The sequence below is a fragment of the Thioclava sp. L04-15 genome, assembly GCF_002020275.1.
In the GTDB taxonomy this organism is placed as follows: Bacteria; Pseudomonadota; Alphaproteobacteria; order Rhodobacterales; family Rhodobacteraceae; genus Thioclava; species Thioclava marina.
In genome coordinates this window covers 330,273-351,899 of sequence record NZ_MPZW01000001.1, presented here as the reverse complement: position 1 = coordinate 351,899, position 21,627 = coordinate 330,273, and the positions used below count along the sequence as shown (strand labels likewise).

Sequence of the window (21,627 nt, the reverse complement as noted above, 5' to 3'; positions counted from 1 at the left end):
GCGCGCGCCACATTGCATCAAGGCTGCAATGAAAGGGGGCGCGAATGGGTTTGAAAGTCGCAATTCAGATGGACCCGATCGAAGCGATCGATATCGGGGCCGACAGTACCTTTCGCATCGCCGAAGAGGCGCAGGCGCGGGGCCATGAGCTGTTCTACTATACGCCTGACCGGCTGATCTATCGCGAGGGGCGGATCCTTGCGCGGGGATGGCCGCTGACGGTGCGGCGCGAGCGGGGCAATCATTTCACGCTTGGCGAGGAAACCGAAGTCGACCTCGCGGATTGGGATGTCGTCTGGCTGCGCCAGGATCCGCCGTTCGACATGGGGTATATCACGACGACGCATCTGCTCGAGCGGATCCATCCGCAGACGCTTGTCGTCAACGATCCGTTCTGGGTGCGCAATTCGCCTGAAAAGCTTCTGGTGCTGAATTTCCCCGATCTCACGCCGCCGACGCTGATTGCGCGGGATCTGTCGGTGATTCGCGATTTCAAGGCCAAGCATGGCGACATCATCCTCAAGCCGCTTTATGGCAATGGTGGCGCAGGCGTCTTCCGGCTCGATCCGAACGATCGCAACCTGTCCTCGCTGCACGAGCTCTTCATGGGGATCAATCGCGAGCCGCTGATTGCCCAGAAGTTCCTGCCCGCGGTTTCGAAAGGCGACAAGCGGATCATTCTCGTCGATGGCGAAGCGGTCGGCGCGATCAACCGCGTGCCCGCCGAGGGCGAGACGCGCTCGAACATGCATGTCGGGGGGCGGCCCGAGAAGGTCGAACTGACCGCGCGCGATCGGGAGATTTGCGCCGCGATCGGGCCGGTCCTGCGCGAGAAAGGGCAGATCTTCGTTGGCATCGACGTGATCGGCGACTGGCTTACCGAGATCAACGTGACCTCGCCCACGGGCATTCAGGAACTTGAGCGGTTCGACGGCGTGAATATCGCTGCGCGGATCTGGGAGGCCATCGAGGCAAAGCGGGGCTGACATGTCTATCCGGCTCAGATTCTTGAACGCCTGGCTGCGGATCGCGGCCAAGCCGATGGTGCGACGGTTCCGCGAACCGGCTGCAACGCGGCGCGAGATGGAGCGGATGGCGAGCTGGGTGGTGCGCGAACCCGAAGGCCTGTGCCTGTTGCAGACAACGCTCGGAGGGCGGCCGGCCTTGTCGTTGCGCGTGGGCCAGACCTCGATCGGCAAGGTGATCCTCTATTTCCACGGCGGCGGCTATATCGCGGGTTCGCCCTGGATGTATCGCGGTGTCGCCGCGCGACTGGCGCAGCTGAGCGGGATCGAAGTTCTGGCGGTCGACTACAGGCTCGCGCCCGAGGCGCCGTTTCCGGCGGCGATTGCGGATGCTCAGGCGGCCTTCGATGGGCTTATTGCTGCGGGCTATGAGCCCGCGCAGATCGTTCTTGCGGGTGATAGCGCCGGTGGCGGGTTGGCGTTTTCGCTTCTGGGACGGCTTTGCCGGCAGGGGCGGGCGCCCGCGGGCGTGATCGCCTTCTCGCCCTGGACCGACCTGACCTGTTCGGGGGGCAGCCTGCGCACGAATGCCCGCAAGGATGCGCTGTTGCCGGTGGAGCGGATCGGGGACACGGTGGATCTGGCGCTGCAAGGCCATCCCGCGAGCGATCCCGAAGTCTCTCCGCTCTTTGCCGCTTTCCCCGATGCGCCGCCGGTCCTGATCCAGCATTCGATGACCGAGATCCTGGCTGACGACGCGTTGCGCATGGCCGACCGGTTGCGCGAATTCGGCGCGAGTGTGACGGTGCAAAGCTGGCCTGACGCTCCGCATGTCTGGCAGTTCTTCGACGGGCGCGTGCCCGAGGCGCGGGCGGCGCTCGAAGATGCGGCGAAGGCTGCGCGCGCGATGCTCAACCTGCCTGCGCGGTGATCCGGTAGCTCAGCGCCTCTGCGATATGGGGCTGGCGCACCGCGTCTTCGGCATCGAGATCGGCAATCGTGCGCGCGACCCGCAAAACCCGGTGATAGCCTCGCGCCGAGAGGCCGACCCGTTCGGCCATGCGCGACAGCAGCGCGCGGCCCTCCGCATCGGGCGTCGCGATTTCCTCGAGCAGCGCGCCTTCCGCCTCGGCATTGACCCGCACCGTCGGAGCTTTGGCAAATCGCCGGGACTGGAGCGCGCGCGCTTGGGCCACGCGGGCCGCGACCGCGCCCGAGTTTTCTCCGGTCGCGGGAAGATCGAGATCCGCGTAACGGACAGGCGGCACTTCGAGCCGCAGATCGAACCGGTCCATCAGCGGCCCGGAGATCCGTGCAAGGTAATCCTCGCCGCAAGAGGGGGCGCGCGAGCAGGCGCGCTCGGCATCGCCGAGATAGCCGCATTTGCATGGGTTCGCTGCCGCGACGAGCAGGAAGCGGCAGGGGTAGCGCATATGCGCATTGGCGCGCGAGACGACGACTTCCCCGGTTTCGATCGGCTGCCGAAGGGTTTCGAGCACGGCCCGGGGGAATTCGGGAAATTCGTCCATGAACAGCACGCCATTATGGGCAAGGCTCACTTCGCCGGGCCGCGCGCCGCGCCCGCCGCCGATCATCGCGGCCATCGAGGCGGTGTGATGGGGCTCGCGGAACGGGCGCGCGCGCGAAATCCCGCCCTCGTTGATCAGTCCCGAGAGCGAATGGATCATCGAGGTTTCCAGCATCTCCTCGGGGCTCATTTCCGGCAGGATCGAGGGCAGGCGCGCGGCGAGCATGGATTTGCCCGAGCCGGGCGCACCGATCATCATCAGGTGGTGGCGGCCTGCGGCTGCGATCTCCAGCGCGCGCTTGGCCCGTTCCTGCCCCTTCACGTCCCGCAGGTCGCGCGGGTGCGGATCGGGCGAGATGAGGCCGGGGCGGGCTGGGTCGAGCGGCGCGCGCCCTGTCAGATGGTCGATCGCGGCGGAAAGTGTGGCGGGCGCGAACACCTCGGTCGCGCCGACCCAGGCGGCTTCGGCGCCGGAGGCTTTCGGGCAGATCAAGCTCCGCTCGCTGGTTGCGGCGGCCATTGCCGCGGGCAGCGCGCCGGCGACTGCCAGCAACCTGCCGTCGAGGGATAGCTCCCCGAGTGCGACAAGGGCTTCGAGCTTGTCGCGCGGTACGAGCCCGATCGCTCCCAGCAGTGCCAGCGCGATGGGCAGGTCGAAATGCGAACCTTCCTTTGGCAGATCGGCCGGCGAGAGATTGACCGTGATCCGCTGCATCGGAAGCGCCACGCCGAGCGCGCCAAGCGCTGCACGCACCCGCTCACGCGCTTCCTGCACAGCCTTGTCCGGCAGCCCCACGACCGCGAAAGCCGGAAGCCCGTCGGAGAGTGCGCATTGCACCTCGACCAGCCGGGCCTCCACCCCTTCGAACGCGACCGTGTAGCTCTGGCTGACCATTTCCTCTCCGGGTGCTCGTCCCAGTGCTAGGGGAGCATGGTTTAGGAAAGGTTAACGTTCGATAGGCGCACTTAGAGGGCTGAGAAGGCGCCGACTCAGGCGCTCGATGCTCGCTGCCGTCATTCGGCCAGGAGGCTCCAATTCGTTGATTTTGCGCGTGATTGCACAACCAATTTCGCATTCTTGCGCAGGTTCGTATGGCGCAGCGTTACAGCCGGTCAAGTATTCGTGAGCAGGCTTACGATATGTGGCGCTCAAGATCATACGGTAAGCATGGCTTATGAATTTGAAATCCCATTGTTTTTTACAAAATTCACGCGTCAAGGGCAGCCTGCGCACAAAGTTACAGCTCAAAATCAACATTTCCGTGAGGAACCTTTTCATGAGAAGCGGATTGTAAGAGCAATGCAGCCACTCGCATTAGGCTGCGTCCAAATGGGCGGGAGACCCAGGGAGATTGGTAAATGGCACTTGATGGTATGACCGATGAAACCCTTCCGCGCGAAGCCATGCGCGCGGAGTTCCTCGATGCCGAAACCGAAGCGGAACTTGCACGCGCCTGGCGCGATCGACGTGACGAACAGGCGCTCCACCGGCTCGTCACTGCCTATATGCGCCTCGCGATCTCCATGGCCTCCAAATTCCGCCGCTACGGCGCCCCGATGAACGACCTGATCCAGGAAGCCTCGCTGGGCCTGATGAAGGCCGCCGACAAGTTCGACCCCGAGCGCGGCGTTCGCTTTTCGACCTATGCGGTCTGGTGGATCAAGGCGTCGATCCAGGAATTCGTGATGCGCAACTGGTCGATGGTGCGCACCGGCTCGACCTCGTCGCAAAAGGCCCTGTTCTTCAACATGCGCCGGGTGCAGGCGCAGCTCTCGCGCGAAGCCGCGCAAGAGGGTCAGCAACTCGATGCGATGCAGCTGCGTCAGCGCGTTGCCGAAGTGATCGGCGTGCCGATCGCGGATGTCGAGATGATGGAAGGCCGCCTTTCGGGCTCCGATTTTTCGCTCAACGCCACCCAGTCGAGCGATGAAGAGGGCCGCGAATGGGTCGACACGCTCGAGGATGACGGTGCGAGCCCCGAAGAGGCCGTGGCCGAGACGCATGACGGCGAGACGATGCGCGTCTGGCTTGGCGAAGCGATGCAGACGCTGACCGACCGGGAGCGCTATATCGTGACCGAGCGCCGCCTGATCGAAGATCCGCGCACGCTCGAAAGCCTCGGCGAAGAGCTGGGCCTGTCGAAGGAGCGCATCCGGCAGCTCGAGGCGCAGGCCTTCGGCAAGATGCGCAAATCGCTTGAAACGCATCAGGGTGAGGTGCAAAGCTTCTTCGTATGAAGCGGCTTTTCTTCGGTCTTATCACCTTCGCTCTCGCCTCTCCGGTTCTCGCCGAGGAGGTCACGCCCGAGGCGCTTGACGCGATCTCGGGCGATGTCGTTGTGCTGGGCGAAATCCACGACAACCCGCAGCATCATCTCAATCAGGCCCGTGCGATCCGGGCGTTGAAACCCAGGGCCGTGGTCTTCGAACAGCTCACTCCGGGGCAGGCGGCCAAGATCACGCCAGCGCTTCTGAAGGACGAGAAGGCATTGGGGATGACGCTGGGCTGGGAGCAGGCGGGCTGGCCCGATTTCGCGATCTACTATCCGATTTTCGAGGCGCTGGGCGATGCGAAGATCTACGGCGCTGCCCAGCCGCGCGACGTGGTGCGCGCCGCGATGACCGAGCCGCTGCCAGAGATCTTTGGCGCCGATGCGGCCGCCTACGGGCTCGACCAGCCTTATCCCGAAGATCTTCAGAAGACGCTTGAGGACGAAGCTCAGGTCGATCACTGCAATGCGCTGCCGCCCGCGATGCTGCCGGGCATGGTCGCAGCACAACGCTTCCGTGACGCCGCCTTCGCACGTGTCGCGGTGCAGGCGCTCAAAGAGACCGGCGGTCCCGTCGCGGTGATCACCGGCGCGGGCCATGCCAAGACCGACCTCGCCGTGCCTGCCCTGATCCGCAAGGCCGACCCCGCGGCGAAGGTGCTCGCTCTGGGGCAGGTCGAGGCCGAGTCGGGCAAGGAGACCGGCGCGTTGCCCTATGATCTGTGGATCGTCACCCCGCCCACGCTGCGCGAGGACCCCTGCGCCGCCTTCAAGTGAACCTTGCGCCGCTGCGCCCCGGCGCTTATCCCTTTGTGGAGTTTATGCGGAGGGGCAAATGCTTGCGGGCAAACGCATCCTATTGATCATCGGCGGCGGCATCGCGGCCTTCAAGGCGCCCGAGCTGATCCGGCTCCTGCGGGGCGCGGGTGCGGCCGTCAGCCCGGTGCTGACCAAGGCCGGGGCCGAATTCGTGACGCCGTTGACGGTGTCCTCGCTCGCGGGCGAAGCGGTGCATTCCGATCTCTTCGATCTGACCCACGAGGCCGAGATCGGCCATATCCAGCTTTCGCGCGCGGCCGATCTGGTCGTCGTGGTCGCGGCCACCGCGGATCTGATGGCGAAGATGGCGAACGGGCTGGCCAATGATCTGGCCTCGACGCTGCTCCTTGCGACCGACAAGCGCGTGTTGATCGCGCCGGCGATGAATGTGCGCATGTGGGAGCATTCCGCGACGCAGCGCAATATCGCTACCTTGAGGGCCGATGGCGTGCTTTTCGCGGGTCCGACCGAGGGCGATATGGCGTGCGGTGAGTTCGGTGAGGGCCGGATGGTCGAACCCGCGCAGATCCTGGCCGCGATAGAGGACGCGCTTGCCGACGGGCCGCTGAAAGGCCGCCATATCCTCGTGACCTCCGGCCCAACCCATGAGCCGATCGACCCGGTGCGCTACATCGCGAACCGTTCCTCGGGGGCGCAGGGCACGGCGCTGGCGGCGGCGCTGCGTGATCTGGGCGCGCAGGTGAGTTTCGTCACCGGCCCGGCCACTGTTTCGCCGCCCGATGGCGTGAAGGTGATCAAGGTCGAGACCGCCCGCGAGATGCTCGAAGCCGTAAAAGCCGCGCTGCCCGCCGATGCCGCGATCTTCGCGGCGGCCGTGGCCGATTGGCGCGTCGCCAATGCAGCGGAAAAGAAAATGAAGAAGGATGGTACCGGCAACCTGCCCGCGCTCGATTTCGCCGAGAACCCCGATATTCTCGCGACCGTGTCGCAGATGAAAATGGGCCGCCCCGGCCTCGTCGTGGGCTTTGCCGCCGAGACCCATGACGTCACCCGCCACGCCACCGAAAAACGCGCCCGCAAGGGCTGCGACTGGATCGTTGCCAATGATGTGAGCCCCGGCACGGGGATCATGGGCGGAACCGAGAACGCGGTGACGATCATCGACGCAAAGGGTGCCGAGAGCTGGGAGCGGATGAGCAAAGCGGAGGTCGCCCACCGGCTCGCTGCACGCGTCGCGCGGGCCTTGGGCGCATCTGGAGAGTGAGGACGCTCTGCGGGGGATATTTGAGCCAATTCGAAGCCACGTGCATCTTTCGAATTGGTCCAAATATCCCCGCCGGAGGCATCCGCAAGTGACACCCGCGCAAGGCGGGGCAGGAGAGCGACAGTGAACACACCCACGATCAAGGTGCTGCGCGAAGACTGGGCCGATCCCGAAATCGCATTGCCGCGCTACGAGACGCACGGGGCGGCGGGCGCCGATATCCGCGCCAATCTTGCCCTTGAGGACCGCGCCTCCGGGATGATGCTTTCCCCGATGCAGCGCGCGATCATCCCGACGGGCTTGCGCGTCGAGATCCCCGAGGGTTTCGAGATGCAGATCCGGCCGCGCTCGGGGCTCGCGCTGAAACACGGCATCAGCCTGCCCAACACCCCCGGCACGATCGACGCCGATTATCGAGGGCCTCTGGGTGTGTTGCTGATCAATCTTGGCACTGAGCCTTACCTGATAGAACATGGCGCACGCATCGCGCAGGCGATCATTGCACCGGTCGTGCAGGCGCGCTTTGAAATCACGGAAGAGCTCGGCGAGACGGCGCGCGGCGCGGGCGGGTTTGGCTCGACCGGCAAGGGGTAAGCGATGCTCGGACTGGTCCTGTTGGCGGCGATCGTGGGGTTGGGACTGGTGCTCAAGGCCTCGGCGCGTGCGATTTCCGGCATGCTCGTTCTGGTCTGGGCCGCGTTGGTGATCGCCCATCTGCCGATCCCCGGTTTCGCCCCGATCGGCCGGGTGCTGGGGGGATCGCTCGCGGCCTGGCTCGGGCTTGGCGTTCTGGTCGCTCTCGTTCTCATCTATCGCAAACTCCTGCGTGCCATCCGCGCGCGCGCCGCCGATCCCGAGCCGAAAACGGTGCCCAAGCCCGGCGCGTTCTCGGAGGCAGAGCTTGACCGCTACGCCCGCCATATCATGCTGCGTGAGATCGGCGGGCCGGGGCAGAAGAAGCTCAAACAGGCGAAAGTGCTGGTGATCGGGGCCGGGGGGCTGGGCTCGCCCGCGCTGCTTTACCTCGCCGCCGCCGGGGTGGGACAGATCGGGGTCGTGGATGACGATGTGGTGTCGAACTCCAACCTGCAGCGGCAGGTGATCCATCGCGACGCCGATATCGGGATGCCCAAGGTCTTTTCGGCGCAAAAGGCGATGGCTGCGCTCAACCCGCATATCGAGATACGGCCCTTTAACCGCCGGTTGACGGCGGAGGATGCCGAGGCGCTGATCGCGGAATACGATCTCGTCCTCGACGGCACCGACAATTTCGACACCCGCTATCTGGTGAACGCCGCCTGCGTGGCGACGGGCAAGCCGCTGATCTCCGGCGCGATCACGCAATGGGAAGGGCAGCTCTCGCTCTACGATCCCGCGCGCGGCGCGCCCTGCTATGCCTGCGTCTTCCCGCAAGCGCCCGCGCCGGGGCTCGCACCTTCTTGTGCCGAGGCCGGGGTGGTCGGCGCGCTGCCCGGCGTGGTCGGGGCTATGATGGCCGCAGAGGCGATCAAGGAGATCACCGGCGCGGGCCAGTCCGCGCGCGGGCGGCTGATGATTTATGACGCGCTCTGGGGAGAGAGTCGCCAGATCGGGGTCAAACGCCGCGCCGATTGCGCGGTATGCGGCGCGGGCCATGCGGCGGGGGATGGTCATTCCTGAGGGCAGGCCCTAGCTTCTCCGTCAAAGGAGACCCGCCATGACCAACCCGCTTCTTTCCGACTGGACCGGCCCCCACGAATTGCCGCCCTTCGCAAAGATTTCCGACGAGGATTTCGCCCCTGCTTTCGACGCGGCGCTCGCGGAAGCCCGTGAAAATGTCGCTGCCATTGCCGAAACCGCCGCGCCGCCCAGCTTCGCCAATACGATCGAGGCGATGGAACTGGCCGAAGGTGCGCTCGATAAGGTGGCGGGTGTGTTCTACAATCTCGCCGGTGCCGATGCGACGCCCCCGCGGCAGGCCCTGATGCGCGATCTGGCGCCGAAGCTCGCGGCGTTTTCCTCGGAAATCACGATGAACAAGGCGCTGTTTGCGCGCATCGACGAGCTCTGGCAGTCGCGCGACAGCCTCGGGTTGAGCGACGAACAGGCACGGCTTCTCGAACAGTATCACCAGATGTTCACCCGCGCCGGCGCGGGGCTGGAGGGGGCGGCGGCCGAGCGGATGAAGGAGATCAAGCAGCGTTTCGCGACGATCACCACGCAGTTCAGCCAGAACCTGCTCGCCGATGAGAGCGAGTGGTTCCGCCCTCTGGCCGAAGAAGACCTCGAAGGCCTGCCCGATTTCGTCATCGACACCGCGCGCGCGGCGGGCGAGGAACGCGGGGAGGCGGGCCCGGTGCTCACGCTCTCGCGCTCGCTGATCGTGCCCTTCCTGCAATTCTCGCCCAATCGCGAATTGCGCCGGATCGCCTATGAGGCTTGGACTGCGCGCGGTGCGAATGGGGGCGAGACCGACAACCGCGCCATCGCCGCCGAGATCCTGAAGCTGCGCGAGGAACGCGCCAAGCTGCTGGGGTATGAGAGCTTCGCGGCCTACAAGCTCGAACCCGAGATGGCGAAGACCCCGCAGGCGGTGCGCGATCTGCTGATGCGGGTCTGGGCCCCTGCGAAGGCGGCGGCCGAGGCGGATGCCGCGAAGCTGACCGGGATGATGCGCGAAGACGGGATCAACGGCGATCTGGAGCCCTGGGACTGGCGCTACTACGCCGAGAAACGCCGCGTGGCCGACCATGATTTCGACGAGGGGCAGATCAAGCCTTTCCTGTCGCTCGACGCGATGATCGGCGCGGCGTTCGATACCGCGAACCGGTTGTTCGGGCTGGAGTTCAAGGAGATCGAAGGGCCGTTCTACCACCCGGATGTGCGTGGCTGGGAGGTTTCGCGCAACGGCGATGTGCTGGCCGTGTTCCTGGGCGACTATTTCGCGCGCGGCTCGAAACGTTCGGGCGCTTGGTGTTCGGCGATGCGCTCGCAGCGCAAGCTCGGCGGCGCGCCGGTGCCGATCGTGGTCAATGTGTGCAACTTCGCCAAGGGCGATCCGGCGCTTCTGTCCCATGACGATGCGCGCACGCTGTTCCATGAATTCGGCCACGCGCTGCACCAGATGCTGTCGAACGTGACCTATCAGTTCCTCTCGGGCACCTCCGTTGCGCGCGATTTCGTGGAGCTGCCGAGCCAGCTTTACGAACATTGGCTCGACGTGCCCGCGACGCTCGAAAAGCACGCCCGCCATTACAAGACGGGTGAGCCGATGCCGGTGGCGCTGCGCGACAAGCTCAAGGGCGCCGCCACCTTCGATCAGGGCTTCTCGACGGTGGAATATCTGGCCTCGGCGCTGGTCGATCTGGCCTTCCACGAGGGCGCGGCGCCCGAGGATCCGATGGAAAAACAGGCCGAGGTTCTCGCCGGGATCGGGCTGCCGCATGCGATCCGGATGCGCCACGCGACCCCGCATTTCTCGCATGTCTTCTCGGGCGACGGCTATTCGGCGGGCTATTACAGCTACATGTGGTCGGAAGTGATGGATGCCGATGCGTTCGAGGCCTTCGATGAGGCGGGCGATGTGTTCGACGCGGCGACGGCGGCCAAGCTCGAGCGTTTCATCCTCTCGGCCGGCAATTCGCGCCCGCCCGAAGAGCTTTATACCGAGTTCCGTGGCAGAATGCCCGGCGTCGAGCCGCTTCTGAAAGGCCGTGGTCTGCTCGATCCCGCCGCCTGAGCGGGCGGCGCGGGGCAAGAGCCTCCGGCGAGGCTCCTGCGTTCCAACTGCTGGAAATATCCCGGGGGGCGCGAAGCGCGGGGGCGGCGCCCCCTCGACGCTCAGCTGCGATAGACATCCTTGTGGATGATGACATCGGCCTGCGGATAGGCCTCGACGATGGCGCGCTTGAGGGCAGCGCCGATGTCATGGGCCTCCTCCAGCGTCTGATCGCCATCGAGCTCGATATGCAGGTTCACGAAGATCTGCGCGCCGGCTGTGCGGGTCTTGAGGTCGTGAAAGCCACGCACGCCGGGCCAGTCGCGGGCGATCGCGGCGATGCCTTCGATCACGTCATCGGGCGCGGCGCGGTCCATCAGCGCGTTCCAGGCACCAACACCGATCCGCCCCGCGCCCGACAGCATGATCGCCGCCGCGATCAGCGCGACGATACTGTCGACATCGCTCCAGCCGAAATCATGCGACAGCCAGAGCGCGAGGATCGCGCCCAGCGTCGGCAGCAGGTCGCCCACGTAATGCAGCCGGTCGGCGGCCACGACCTTGTTGCCGGTCGAACGCGCGACGCGGCCCTGCCACCAGACCAGCGCTGCCGTGATCAGGGCCGAGGCGATCATCACCGCGATGCCCGCCCCTTGAGCGGCCAGTTCGGGCGGGGTGGGGGACAGCAGGCGCCGGACTGCGGCAATCCCGATCGCCGCGGCCGAGCCCAGCACGATCAGCGCCTGCCCGAGGGCTGCGAGATCCTCGGCCGAGCTATGTCCGAAGGCATGATCGTCATCGGCGGGTTTCGCGGCATAAAGGATCGCCACCAGCCCCGCCGCCGAGATCACCAGATCGACCGCGCTGTCTGCCAGTGACGCGCCGACCGAGAGCGCCCCGGTCTGCCACAGCGCCCAGGCCTTGATCGCGACGAGCAGGCCCGCCGTGCCGACCGAGGCGAGACCCGCCGAGGCGTTCATCCGCTGCTCTTGGTTGGAATAGGCCATCTTGTCTTCGGACTCCTTGCCGCGGCTTTACCTAGCGCGGCTGCCCGGATCAGTCACGCGTCTCGTCGGGGTCCACGCCCCAGAGAGCGGCCTTGCGAAGCCAGCCATCGGCCCCGCCGCCCTCGATCTCGCACCAGTCATGATTGCACGCGCCGAGTCGTGCGATCGCGCCCATCTGGGCCTTGGCGGTAACCTCGGCCTTTTCGTCGGGGCGTGCGTGGAGGTCAACCATATCCTGCGTCACGATCACATGGCGCACGCCCGAAAGCAGGGTGTAATGGATCCAGCCGCCCTGGCCCTCGCTGTCCTCGACGCGACGCCAATGGCCGAATTCCGCGGTCACGCGCAACGGCATGCCTGGATGGGTGAAGACCCAGTCGATGCGATGCGAGAGCGAGGGGCCGCGCCGGGCATTGCCCTTGCCGCCCTTGAGCGAGACATAGCGCGGGAGCGGCAAGTGTGTGACGGGACCGCGCGCGACCGGTGCCGAGAGTTGCACCTCGGGCGTGCTTGGCCCGGGCTGGACCGATTCCGGTTTGGGCTGGGGTTTGGGCTGTGGGGCGGTCGTGTCGGCGACCTCGGAGGTCTGCACGGTCGTCTGTTCGGGCGCGCCTTGCGCCTTTGACGTCGCCTGCGCATTGCCGCCCGAGACGCTCCAGGTCGCCCCGACGAGAATCGCGATCCCGGAAACCGCCGCAAAGATCTTGCTGACCGTCATTGCTTGCCCCATGTCCACGGCCCGATCCCGCGCCCTTCGCGGCTCGTCGGCATTTCGGCGCGCAATAAAATTACGCCTTCATGTCGATTCGGGCCATTTCTGCTCGTTCCGGGCCTTGTGCCTGCCCGCGTTGATGGGCAGTTTGCATGCAAGAGCCCAGCGATGGAAGAGAGGAGAGGCCCGAGATGCCCGCACCGCGCCTGAGTGTTGTCGTGACGCGACGCCTGCCCGAGGTTGTCGAGACCCGGATGAAGGAATTGTTCGACGTCGAACTCAACCACGACGACCGCAAGATGAGCCGCGACGAGCTGGTCGATGCGATGATGCGCGCCGATGTTCTCGTGCCCTGCGTCACCGACAAGATCGATGCGAGCATGATCGCGCAGGCGGGCGACAAGCTGAAGCTGATCGCGAATTACGGCGCGGGGGTCGATCATATCGACGTGACCTCGGCCCGTCAGCGCGGGGTGCTGGTGTCGAACACGCCCGGCGTCGTGACCGATGACACCGCCGATATGACGATTGCGCTGATGCTCGCGGTGACGCGGCGCATCCCCGAGGGGCTTGCCCATATGCAGGCGGGCAACTGGCAGGGCTGGGCGCCCACGGCTTTCCTGGGGCACCGCATCGGCGGCAAGCGGCTAGGTATTTTGGGGATGGGCCGGATCGGTCAGGCGGTGGCGCGTCGCGCCAAGGCGTTCGGCATGCAGATCCACTATCACAATCGCACCAAGGTCCATCCCGATATCGAAGCCGAGCTGGAGGCGACCTATTGGGACAGCCTCGACCAGATGGTGAGCCGGATGGACGTGATCTCGGTGAACTGCCCGCATACGCCCTCGACATTCCATCTTCTGAACGCACGTCGCCTGAAGATGCTCAAGCCCGAGGCGGTGATCGTGAACACGTCGCGCGGCGAGGTGATCGACGAGAACGCGCTGACCCGGGCGCTGCGTGCGGGCGAGTTTGCCGGGGCGGGGCTTGACGTCTTCGAGCACGGCTCCGAGGTCAATCCGCGCCTGCGCGAGCTGCCCAATGTCGTGCTGTTGCCACATATGGGCTCGGCCACGGTCGAGGGGCGTATCGAGATGGGCGAAAAGGTTCTCGTGAACATCAAGACCTATGCCGACGGGCACCGCCCGCCGGATCTCGTCGTGCCCTCGATGGTGTGATGGACAAAAGGCCCCGGGGTTCGCCCGGGGCCTTCGTCCTGGAGGCGGGGTCACCCCCGCTCTCCATCACTCTCTTGAAGCTCAGCCTTCGTATTTCGGCATCTGCTTGAGCTGTTCCTCGGTCAGGTCGGTATGAACCGTGATCGAGTGGTCGTCTTGCAGCACGGTGAGCTGGTTGGCCTCGATTTGAACCGGCTTGGCGCCGATGCCGAGGAAGCCACCCACGTCGATCACCACGCCCTGGATCGAGCCATCGGGACCGGTCACGAGTTCCGAGACATCGCCGACCTTGTCATCGTTCGGGCCGTAGACGCCTTCGCCGCGAAGCACGTCGGGATCGACCGAAGCGATGTCGACCTGCTTGCCGCTCTCAGCCGTGGCCTGACCGGCCTGGCCAACAGCAGCCGCGGTGCTGTCGACGGCATTGTCGATCGCCGAGCCGGTCTTGGCCGCCGCGTCCTTGGTCGCGGCCTCCGCCTTGTCGGCGGCATCGCCCATCGCCTCGCCGGCGTTCTGCGCGGCCTGCTCGGTGTTTTGCGCCGCTTCCTCGGTCATCGCCTTGGTCTTGTCGGCCGCATCCGGGGCTGCCTGTTTGGTCGCATCGGCGGCGTCACCCATAGCCTGACCCGCGGATTCAGTCGAAGCTTCGGCTTCATCGCCAGCCTTGTTCATCGTGGCTTCGGTCTCGCTCGTGTCGGCCCAGCTCGTCTGCATGTTGCCTTCATAGGCGGGCGCCTGGTCGAGCATCGCCTTGTCGCCCTTCATCACGACGAAATAGGCGTTCTCGGTGTCGCCATCGGGGATCAGGCGCAGCGAGCCCATCGAAATCGCGATGGTCTTCTCGCCAATGCCGAGGAAGCCGCCCACATCGACGAGCACCGCGTCGACATTGCCGTTCATGTCGATCACGACATCGCTGACCTCACCGATATCTTCCCAGTTCTGGTCGGCAGCCTTCACCGCCTCGCTCGGGTCCATCGCGGCCTCCGAGACATAGACGCGCTTGCCGATCAGTCCCGAGGCGCTGATCGAATGCGGGATCGCCTTGAAGAACATGTCATTGGTCGTGCCCTGTTCGACATTGACCTGCGCCGAATCGGTGGGCGAGGTCACCTGAACGTCGGTTTTGGTTTCCGCCGCCGCGGGCAGCGCCAGCATGAGGCCGATGGCCGTGGTGGTGATGAGCTTTTTCATTCTCGTCTCCCTTGGTTTTTGCGAGTTCGGGCGGCTCCGGACCCGTCGGGTTGTGCCGCCGTCAGATGGTGACCAAACCCGTGCCGCGGCGCTCAGTTCCTGTCCCGGACAGGCAAAAATTTTTTAATTTTCGGGGAACCATGGCGGGGTTTCGTGAATGCGCGGGGAGATTTGTCACAGGACAAATCCCGGGCGGCGAAAGCGGCTGGAACTTGCCCAAACCGGTGACTTGCGGCCCGTCGCGTCCGGCGGATCGCCGCGCAGGTTTTCGTCGCGCGAGGCTGTCGCACGCGCCGCCGCGATCGGTCACGCGCGCTGCGCCCGCGATGCAATGTCGTTTTTGTCGCGCGAATGTCGCCCGGATCGGATTGCCGCGCACCCCGAACGGGGCAATCTGACTTCGGAGATCCCCAAGGAGACAGCCCGCGATGAAAACCCATGTCAAAGCTCTGGTCGTTGGCGGCGGTGCCGTCGGATGCGGGGTCGCCTATCACCTGGCCAAGGCGGGCTGGGATACGCTTCTGGTGGAGCGCGACGAGCTGACCTCGGGCTCGACCTGGCACGCGGCCGGTCTGCTGCCCCTCTTCAACATGAGCTACGCGACGACCCACATCCACAAATACTCGGTCGATTTCTACAAGACGCTCGAGGCGGAAACCGGTCTGAACGCGGGCTTCTCGATCTGCGGCAACCTGCGCATGGCGCAGACCCAGGCGCGGATGGACGAATACAAACTCTATTCGAGCGTCGCCGATACGGCGGAGGTCTATCACGAGTTCCTGACGCCTGCGCAGATGAAGGAACGCTGGCCGCTTCTGAACACCGAAGACCTCGTGGGCGCGCTGTTCCACCCGCAGGACGGCTATATTAACCCCGCCGACGTGACGCAGGCCATGGCCAAGGGCGCACGCCAGCACGGCGCCGAGATCGCGCGCAAGCTGCAGGTCAACGCCTATCGCTGGACCGGCTCGGAATGGGTCGTCACGCTCGAGAAGATGGTCGAGAAGGGCGGCAACCTCGTCGGCTCGGGCGAAGAGATCGAGATCCGCGCCGAGCATGTCGTGACCTGCACCGGCAACCACGCGCAGCGCACCGCGCGCCTGCTGGGCATCAAGATCCCGGCAATCCCGGTCGAGCACCAGTTCATCGTGACCGAACCCGATCCGGCGCTGGTGAAATGGCGCGCCGAGGGCAATCCCGAGCACCCCGTCCTGCGCGATGCCGATGCGAAATGGTATGTCCGCGAAGAGCGCGGCGGCTGGATCCTCGGCCCTTACGAGCGCAACGCGCCCGCGCGGTTCTGCTATGACGTGCCCGAGAGCTTCCGCGCCGACCTGTTCCAGCTCGATCTGGAGCGGATCGAGGAAGAATACATGTCGATGATCCATCGTCTGCCGACCTCCGAGACCGTCGGCCTCAAGGACGATTTCAACGGTCCGATCTGCTACACGCCTGACGGCAACCCGCTGGTCGGCCCCGCGCCGGGGCTGCGCAACATGTGGCTGGCGGAAGGCTTCTCCTTCGGCATCACGGCGGCGGGCGGCACGGGCTATTACCTCGCCCAGATGATGGTGAACGGCGAGGCCGAGATCGATATGGCGTCGCTCGATCCCAAGCGTTACGGCTCGTGGATGACGACCGAATATGCCGCGCGCAAGAACGAGGAATGCTACGAGCACGTCTTCATCCTGCACCACCCCGATGAAGAGCGCGAAGCGTGCCGTCCGCTGCGCACCGCGCCGAATTACGACCGCCAGATCGCCGAGGGCGCGCAGATGGGGCAGGTCAACGGTTGGGAACGCCCGAACTATTACGGGCCCAAGGATGCGCCCGCGAGCTTTGACCATGACAGCCGCAGCTTCCGCCGGGGCGGCTGGTGGCAATATGCCGAGGCCGAGGCCCGCGCGATCCGCGAAACCGCCGGCCTGATCGACGCGACCGCCTTCGCCAAGCATCTCGTGCGCGGCCCCGGCGCGACCGCCTTCCTCGACCGGTTCACCTGCAACAAGCTGCCGAAAGTCGGCCGGATCAACCTGACCTACGCGCTGACCGAAGCGGGCACGACGCGCACCGAATACACCATCGTGCGTCTGGCCGAGGACGAATATTACCTGATCTCGGCCGGTGCGTGGGCCGACTATGATGGAGATTTCCTGCGCAAGTCGATCGAGGATTTCCGCGCAGCGGGCGGCGATTACGTCGATTGCCACGACATCACCACGCAATGGGGTGTCTTCGCGCTGGCGGGGCCGAATGCCCGCGCCATCCTGCAAGAGGTGGTGAAGGACGCCTATCCGGAAACCGTGCTGTCGAACAAACGCTTCCCGTGGCTGTCGATGCGCAATATCGAGCTGGGCATGTGCCCGGTGCGCGCGGTGCGCGTGGCCTATACGGGCGAGCTTGGCTGGGAATTGCACCACCCCGTCGAGATGTCGCGCTACCTCTGGGAACTGCTGGTCAAGGCGGGCGAGAAGCACGGGCTCAAGCTCGTCGGTGCGCGCGCCCAGAACTGGCTGCGTCAGGAAAAGAGCTACCGCGCCTTCGGCAACGAGCTTGGCCGCGACGCGACCCCGCAAGAGGCCGGTCTCGACCGCTTCATCGATCTCGAGAAGGACTTCACCGGCAAACAGGCGATGCTCGACACCGGCATCCGCTCGAAATGCGTGACGCTGCTGATCGACGGGCCCGAGGACGCGGATCCGTGGGGTAAGGAAGTGATCAAGCAGGGTGGCGAGCGGGTCGGTCGTCTGACCTCGGGCGGCTGGTCGGTGACCTTCGGCAAGCAGATCGGCATGGGCTATGTGCGCCCCGATCTGGCGGAACCCGGCACGAAGCTGAGCGTGCGTATCCTCGGAGCCGACTACCCCGCCGAAGTGACCGAAGACAGCCCGCACGATCCCGCGAACATCCGCATCCGCGTCGACGGCTGAGTGGGCAGGGGGCGCTGCCCCCTTTCCCTTGGCCGTTCTCGTCGGTCACAACGTCGTGTCCTCACCGGCAGCTTCCCGCGCGGGCGTGCGCGCCGCATTGCCTTGCCGGGGGCGCCCCGTTACCCTCGCGCCGAACCGATCGAAAGGACCGTTTCGTGCCGAGTTTTCCGACCCCGCTGCGCCTTGCGCTGATTGCTTTCCTGATGGGCTCTTCCGCGGCCCTGCCGCTCCATGCGCAAGACGCACCGGCAGCGGACAGCCCAGAGGCCGCAGCCGATGCGGCCGACGCCGCCGCGGCTGCGCAGGCGGCGGGCGATACGTCCAACGACCCAAGCCCGCAGGAGGCGGGCGCCTATCTCGCGGCGCGCATCGCCTCGCAGCAATTCGATTTCGCCGAGGCCGCGCATTACTACCGCAAACTGATGGCGAGCGGTGATAGCAGCGCTGCGACCGCCGAGGCGACGTTGGTTTCGGAAATCGCGATCGGAGATTTCGAACGGGCGGTCCCGCTGGCCCGGCAGATGATCGACGCCGAAACCGGCAGCCAGATCGCGGCGCTCGTCGATCTCGCCCAATTCGCGCGCGACAAGGATTGGGCAGGTGCGCTTGCTCTGCTCGACAGCGATGCCGATCCCGGACCGCTCGTGGGCGGCCTCTCGCGGGCCTGGGCGCTGGTGGGCGAGGGCAAGATGTCCGATGCCGCTTCCGCTTTCGACAAGGTGGGCGAAGAGAAGGGGCTTGGCGCATTCGCCGATTTCCACAAGGCTCTCGCGCTTGCGCTGGTGGGGGATTACGAGGGCGCGGACAAGATCTTCACCGGCGAGCATGGCGCGACCATCACCTCGACCCGGCGCGGCGTGATCGCCCATGCCGAGATCCTCTCGCAGCTCGAGAAGAACGACGAGGCGGCCAAGCTGATCGAGGACAGCTTCGGCCCCGATCTCGATCCGCAGCTCGAGGCGATGCGTGCCGCGCTGCTCAAGGGCGAGACGCTGCCCTATGATATCGTGCGCAACGCCACCGATGGCGTGGCCGAGGTCTATTACTCGGTCGCACAGGCACTGGTGGGGGATGCGCCCGACACCTTCACGCTGATGCATTCGCGGCTGGCCAATCTGGTCGCCCCGGGGCTTGACGATTCCAACCTGTTGACGGCCTCGCTGCTCGATCAGCAAAAGCAGTACGACCTCGCGATTGCGGCCTATGCCGCGATCTCGCCCGAGAGCCCGATCTACCATGCCGCCGAGATCGGCCGGGCGGAGTCGATGGTGCGCGCGGGCCGCAACGATGCGGCGATCGAGGTCTTGGAAAACCTGTCGCGGATCCGGCCCAATCTGGTGGGCGTGTGGACCGCATTGGGTGACACGCTGCGCCGCGAGAGCCGCTTCCCCGAGGCCGCCAAGGCCTATGACAAGGCGGTTGCGCTTCTGGGAGAGCCCAAGCCCAACGACTGGTTCGTCTGGTATTCGCGCGCCATCGCGCAGGAGCGCTCGGGCAATTGGTCCGAGGCCGAGAAAGGCTTCCGCGAGGCGCTCACGCTTTCGCCCGACCAGCCTTCGGTGCTCAACTACCTGGGCTATTCCTATGTCGATCGCGGCGAGAATCTCGACGAGGCACTCGCGATGATCCGCAAGGCGGCCGAGGAACGCCCCGATGCGGGCTTCATCATCGACAGTCTGGGCTGGGCGCTCTTCAAGCTTGGCCACTATCAGGAAGCCGCCGACGAGATGGAACGCGCCGTCGAGCTCGAGCCCCGCGATCCGCTGCTCAACGATCACCTGGGCGATGTGCTCTGGGCGGTCGGGCGCAAGCGCGAAGCCGAGTTCCAGTGGCGCCGCGCGCTCTCTTTCGCGACCGATGACGGGGAGACCACCGAAGAGCTCGATCCCGATCAGATCCGCCGCAAGATCGAAGTGGGCCTGGATCAGGTGCGCAAGGAAGAGGGACTGCCGCCGCTCAAGGATCTTGGGCCGAGCAAGGGTGCCGATGCGAGCAACTAGCGTCTTCGCGCCGGCCAAGATCAACCTCACGCTTCACGTCACCGGCCTGCGGACGGATGGCTATCACCTGCTCGACAGCCTCGTTGCCTTCGCGCCGGTAGGGGACGGGCTGGTCATCGAGCCGGGTGATACGCTTTCGGTGACCGTCGAGGGGCCCGAGGCGGCCGGCGTGCCGGCCGACATGTCGAACCTTGTCCTGAAGGCCGCCGCATTTCTGGCAGAGAGCGCGGGCGTCGCATGTGGGGCGTCCTTCCTTCTCGACAAGCGCCTGCCGCCCGCCTCGGGCATCGGTGGGGGCTCGTCGGATGCGGCGGCGGCGATCCGGGGGCTGATGGCGTTCTGGGAGCTTTCGCGCGAAACCGATCTCGATCCCGCGCATGTGGCGCGCGCGCAAGACCCGGCGCAACAAGAGGCCATGACGGCAGAGATGCCGCCCCGTCTTGCGGGGCTCTCTCGCGGGCTCGCGAAGCTGGGGGCGGATGTGCCGATGTGCTTGGTCCCGCGACCGCTGCGCGTCGGCGGCATCGGTGAGGTGCTCACGCGTGTCGATCTGCCGCCTTTGCCTGCGCTTCTGGTGAACCCGCGTGTCGAGGTGCCGACGCCTGCCGTTTTCAAGGCCCTCGCGCGCAAGGACAATCCGGCCATGCCCGAGACGCTGCCGAATTTCGCAGGCACTTCAGACTGCATCGAGTGGCTGACCACCCAGCGCAACGACCTTCAGGCGCCGGCCATCGCCACCGCGCCGGTCATCGCCGAGGTGATCACGGAGCTCAGCACGTTGCCCGGATGCCGCCTTGCCCGGATGTCGGGATCGGGAGCCACCTGTTTTGCGCTTTTCGAGACGGAAGACGCCGCGCGCGATGCCGAAGTGCGCCTTGCCGCGCAACGTCCCGGCTGGTGGATCGCCTCCGGGAACCTCGGCGATCAGACGCAAAAGGCGCAGCCCCGAAGCCACGCCCCTTCTTCATGATCCAGATATCTCGCGGGGGGCGTCGACAGGTACGCCATTGGGTCGAGAACCAAGCGGCGACGGGTGTGCCGCCCGGTGCGTCCGCCGGTCAGCGCAGCCGCGCCACCACGTAATCGGCCAGATCGTCGAGCATGTCGCGCAGCTCGCTCTCGGGCAGTACCGCCAGCCGCGCACGACCCCGATCGGCCCAGTCGAGCGCCGCGGCGCGGGTCTCGTCGAGCGCGCCATTGGTCTGCATCAGCTCCAACGCGTGCTCCAGATCGCCTTCGCGCTGGTCGCCCTTCTCGATCACCCGGATCCAGAAGGCGCGATCCTCGTCACCGGCTTTCGCGATCGCCTTGATCACCGGCAGGGTCAGCTTGCGCTCGCGGAAATCGTCGCCCACGTTCTTGCCCATGGTCTTCGCGTCGCTGAGGTAGTCCAGGAGATCGTCGACCACCTGAAACGCGATCCCGAGCGCCTCGCCGTAATCGCGCAACGCCTCGACCTGCTCCTCCGGAGCACCCGACAGCACCGCGCCCGCTTCGGTCGAGGCCGAAAACAGCGCGGCGGTCTTGCCGCGGATCACCGTGTAATAGGTCTCCTCGGTGGTCTTCATGTCCTCCGCGGCGCTCAGTTGCAGAACTTCGCCCTCGGTGATCACCGCGCTCGCGCTCGACAGGATCGACAGCACCCGCAGATTGTCAGTATCGGTCATCAGCTGGAAGGACCGCGCGAAGAGGTAATCGCCCACCAGAACGCTTGATTTGTTGTCCCACAGCAGGTTCGCGGTCGGGCGGCCCCGGCGCTGCTTGCTTTCATCGACCACGTCGTCATGCAGGAGCGTCGCCGTATGGATGAACTCGACCGCGGCGGCCAGGTTGTGATGAAGGTTGCCCTCATAGCCGCAGAGCTTCGCCGCGGCCACCGTCAGCATCGGCCGCAGCCGCTTGCCGCCCGCGCCCACCAGATGCGCTGTCACTTCGGGGATGCGCGGTGCGTGGCGCGAGGCCATACGCTCGGCGATCAGCGCGTCCACCGCCGCCATATCGCCCGCCAGCGCCTTGGCCAGCCTGTCATGCGGTTTCTCCGCCTTGTCGTCGAGGCTCATCGTCATCCCTTCGCTCTGCCTCATCTCGACAGCCCGGCATCG

At 65.8% G+C, this 21,627-nt stretch carries 17 protein-coding genes; 12 read left to right on the top strand and 5 right to left on the bottom strand.

The features are described 5' to 3' along the window. The first annotated feature begins 44 nt into the window (after positions 1–44). Positions 45–986, top strand: coding sequence for a glutathione synthase (gene gshB, locus BMI90_RS01760; RefSeq protein ID WP_078525349.1), 942 nt, complete (start codon positions 45–47; stop codon positions 984–986). Positions 987–1,008: 22 nt separating this feature from the next. Next, positions 1,009–1,896, top strand: a complete 888-nt coding sequence (locus tag BMI90_RS01755; RefSeq protein WP_246831474.1) for an alpha/beta hydrolase — start codon at positions 1,009–1,011, stop codon at positions 1,894–1,896. Here BMI90_RS01755 and BMI90_RS01750 read toward each other — a convergent pair. After that, a complete protein-coding gene (locus BMI90_RS01750) occupies positions 1,877–3,388 on the bottom strand; it encodes a YifB family Mg chelatase-like AAA ATPase (RefSeq protein WP_078525345.1) in 1,512 nt (503 codons plus the stop codon). The two genes, BMI90_RS01755 and BMI90_RS01750, sit on opposite strands and share 20 nt — an antisense overlap. A gap of 464 nt (positions 3,389–3,852) precedes the next feature. Here BMI90_RS01750 and BMI90_RS01745 point away from each other — a divergent pair, with 464 nt between their 5' ends. From BMI90_RS01745 to BMI90_RS01720, 6 genes are all read left to right on the top strand, one after another. Further along, positions 3,853–4,731 (top strand): RNA polymerase factor sigma-32, encoded by an 879-nt coding sequence (locus BMI90_RS01745; RefSeq protein ID WP_078525343.1) that lies wholly within the window; start codon positions 3,853–3,855, stop codon positions 4,729–4,731. Further along, complete coding sequence (locus BMI90_RS01740) at positions 4,728–5,540, top strand: ChaN family lipoprotein (protein ID WP_078525341.1); 813 nt, start codon at positions 4,728–4,730, stop codon at positions 5,538–5,540. The genes BMI90_RS01745 and BMI90_RS01740 overlap by 4 nt, the downstream gene beginning before the upstream one ends. A 58-nt stretch (positions 5,541–5,598) precedes the next feature. Next, complete coding sequence (gene coaBC, locus BMI90_RS01735; RefSeq protein ID WP_078525339.1) at positions 5,599–6,807, top strand: bifunctional phosphopantothenoylcysteine decarboxylase/phosphopantothenate--cysteine ligase CoaBC; 1,209 nt, start codon at positions 5,599–5,601, stop codon at positions 6,805–6,807. Between the two features lie 123 nt (positions 6,808–6,930). Further along, entirely contained in the window at positions 6,931–7,401 is a 471-nt protein-coding gene (gene dut / locus BMI90_RS01730; RefSeq protein WP_078525337.1) for a dUTP diphosphatase, read from the top strand. Between the two features lie 3 nt (positions 7,402–7,404). After that, positions 7,405–8,466 carry a HesA/MoeB/ThiF family protein gene (locus BMI90_RS01725; protein ID WP_078525335.1) on the top strand — a complete coding sequence of 354 codons (1,062 nt, stop codon included), beginning with the start codon at positions 7,405–7,407 and terminating at the stop codon, positions 8,464–8,466. 37 nt (positions 8,467–8,503) lie between these two features. After that, positions 8,504–10,525 (top strand): M3 family metallopeptidase, encoded by a 2,022-nt coding sequence (locus BMI90_RS01720; RefSeq protein ID WP_078525333.1) that lies wholly within the window; start codon positions 8,504–8,506, stop codon positions 10,523–10,525. Between the two features lie 101 nt (positions 10,526–10,626). Here BMI90_RS01720 and BMI90_RS01715 read toward each other — a convergent pair whose 3' ends face one another. Continuing rightward, positions 10,627–11,511 (bottom strand): cation diffusion facilitator family transporter, encoded by an 885-nt coding sequence (locus tag BMI90_RS01715; RefSeq protein ID WP_078525331.1) that lies wholly within the window; start codon positions 11,509–11,511, stop codon positions 10,627–10,629. A 49-nt stretch (positions 11,512–11,560) separates the two neighbouring features. After that, positions 11,561–12,229 carry an SH3 domain-containing protein gene (locus BMI90_RS01710; RefSeq protein ID WP_078525329.1) on the bottom strand — a complete coding sequence of 223 codons (669 nt, stop codon included), beginning with the start codon at positions 12,227–12,229 and terminating at the stop codon, positions 11,561–11,563. Positions 12,230–12,414: 185 nt separating this feature from the next. Between BMI90_RS01710 and BMI90_RS01705 the strand changes: the two genes are divergently transcribed. Further along, positions 12,415–13,401 (top strand): D-glycerate dehydrogenase, encoded by a 987-nt coding sequence (locus BMI90_RS01705; RefSeq protein ID WP_078525327.1) that lies wholly within the window; start codon positions 12,415–12,417, stop codon positions 13,399–13,401. Positions 13,402–13,482: 81 nt separating this feature from the next. On the opposite strand, the gene BMI90_RS01700 is transcribed toward BMI90_RS01705, so the two are convergent. Next, positions 13,483–14,595, bottom strand: coding sequence for a PRC-barrel domain-containing protein (locus BMI90_RS01700; RefSeq protein WP_078525325.1), 1,113 nt, complete (start codon positions 14,593–14,595; stop codon positions 13,483–13,485). A gap of 428 nt (positions 14,596–15,023) precedes the next feature. On the opposite strand from BMI90_RS01700, the gene BMI90_RS01695 reads away from it, so the two are divergent. From BMI90_RS01695 to BMI90_RS01685, 3 genes are all read left to right on the top strand, one after another. Continuing rightward, positions 15,024–17,525 (top strand): FAD-dependent oxidoreductase, encoded by a 2,502-nt coding sequence (locus tag BMI90_RS01695; RefSeq protein WP_078525323.1) that lies wholly within the window; start codon positions 15,024–15,026, stop codon positions 17,523–17,525. A gap of 155 nt (positions 17,526–17,680) precedes the next feature. After that, entirely contained in the window at positions 17,681–19,525 is a 1,845-nt protein-coding gene (locus BMI90_RS01690) for a tetratricopeptide repeat protein (RefSeq protein ID WP_078525320.1), read from the top strand. Continuing rightward, positions 19,512–20,495, top strand: coding sequence for a 4-(cytidine 5'-diphospho)-2-C-methyl-D-erythritol kinase (locus BMI90_RS01685; RefSeq protein WP_078525318.1), 984 nt, complete (start codon positions 19,512–19,514; stop codon positions 20,493–20,495). Before BMI90_RS01690 ends, BMI90_RS01685 begins: the two co-directional genes overlap by 14 nt. A gap of 88 nt (positions 20,496–20,583) precedes the next feature. On the opposite strand, the gene BMI90_RS01680 is transcribed toward BMI90_RS01685, so the two are convergent. Further along, positions 20,584–21,585, bottom strand: a complete 1,002-nt coding sequence (locus tag BMI90_RS01680; RefSeq protein ID WP_078527154.1) for a polyprenyl synthetase family protein — start codon at positions 21,583–21,585, stop codon at positions 20,584–20,586. Between the last annotated feature and the right edge of the window lie 42 nt (positions 21,586–21,627).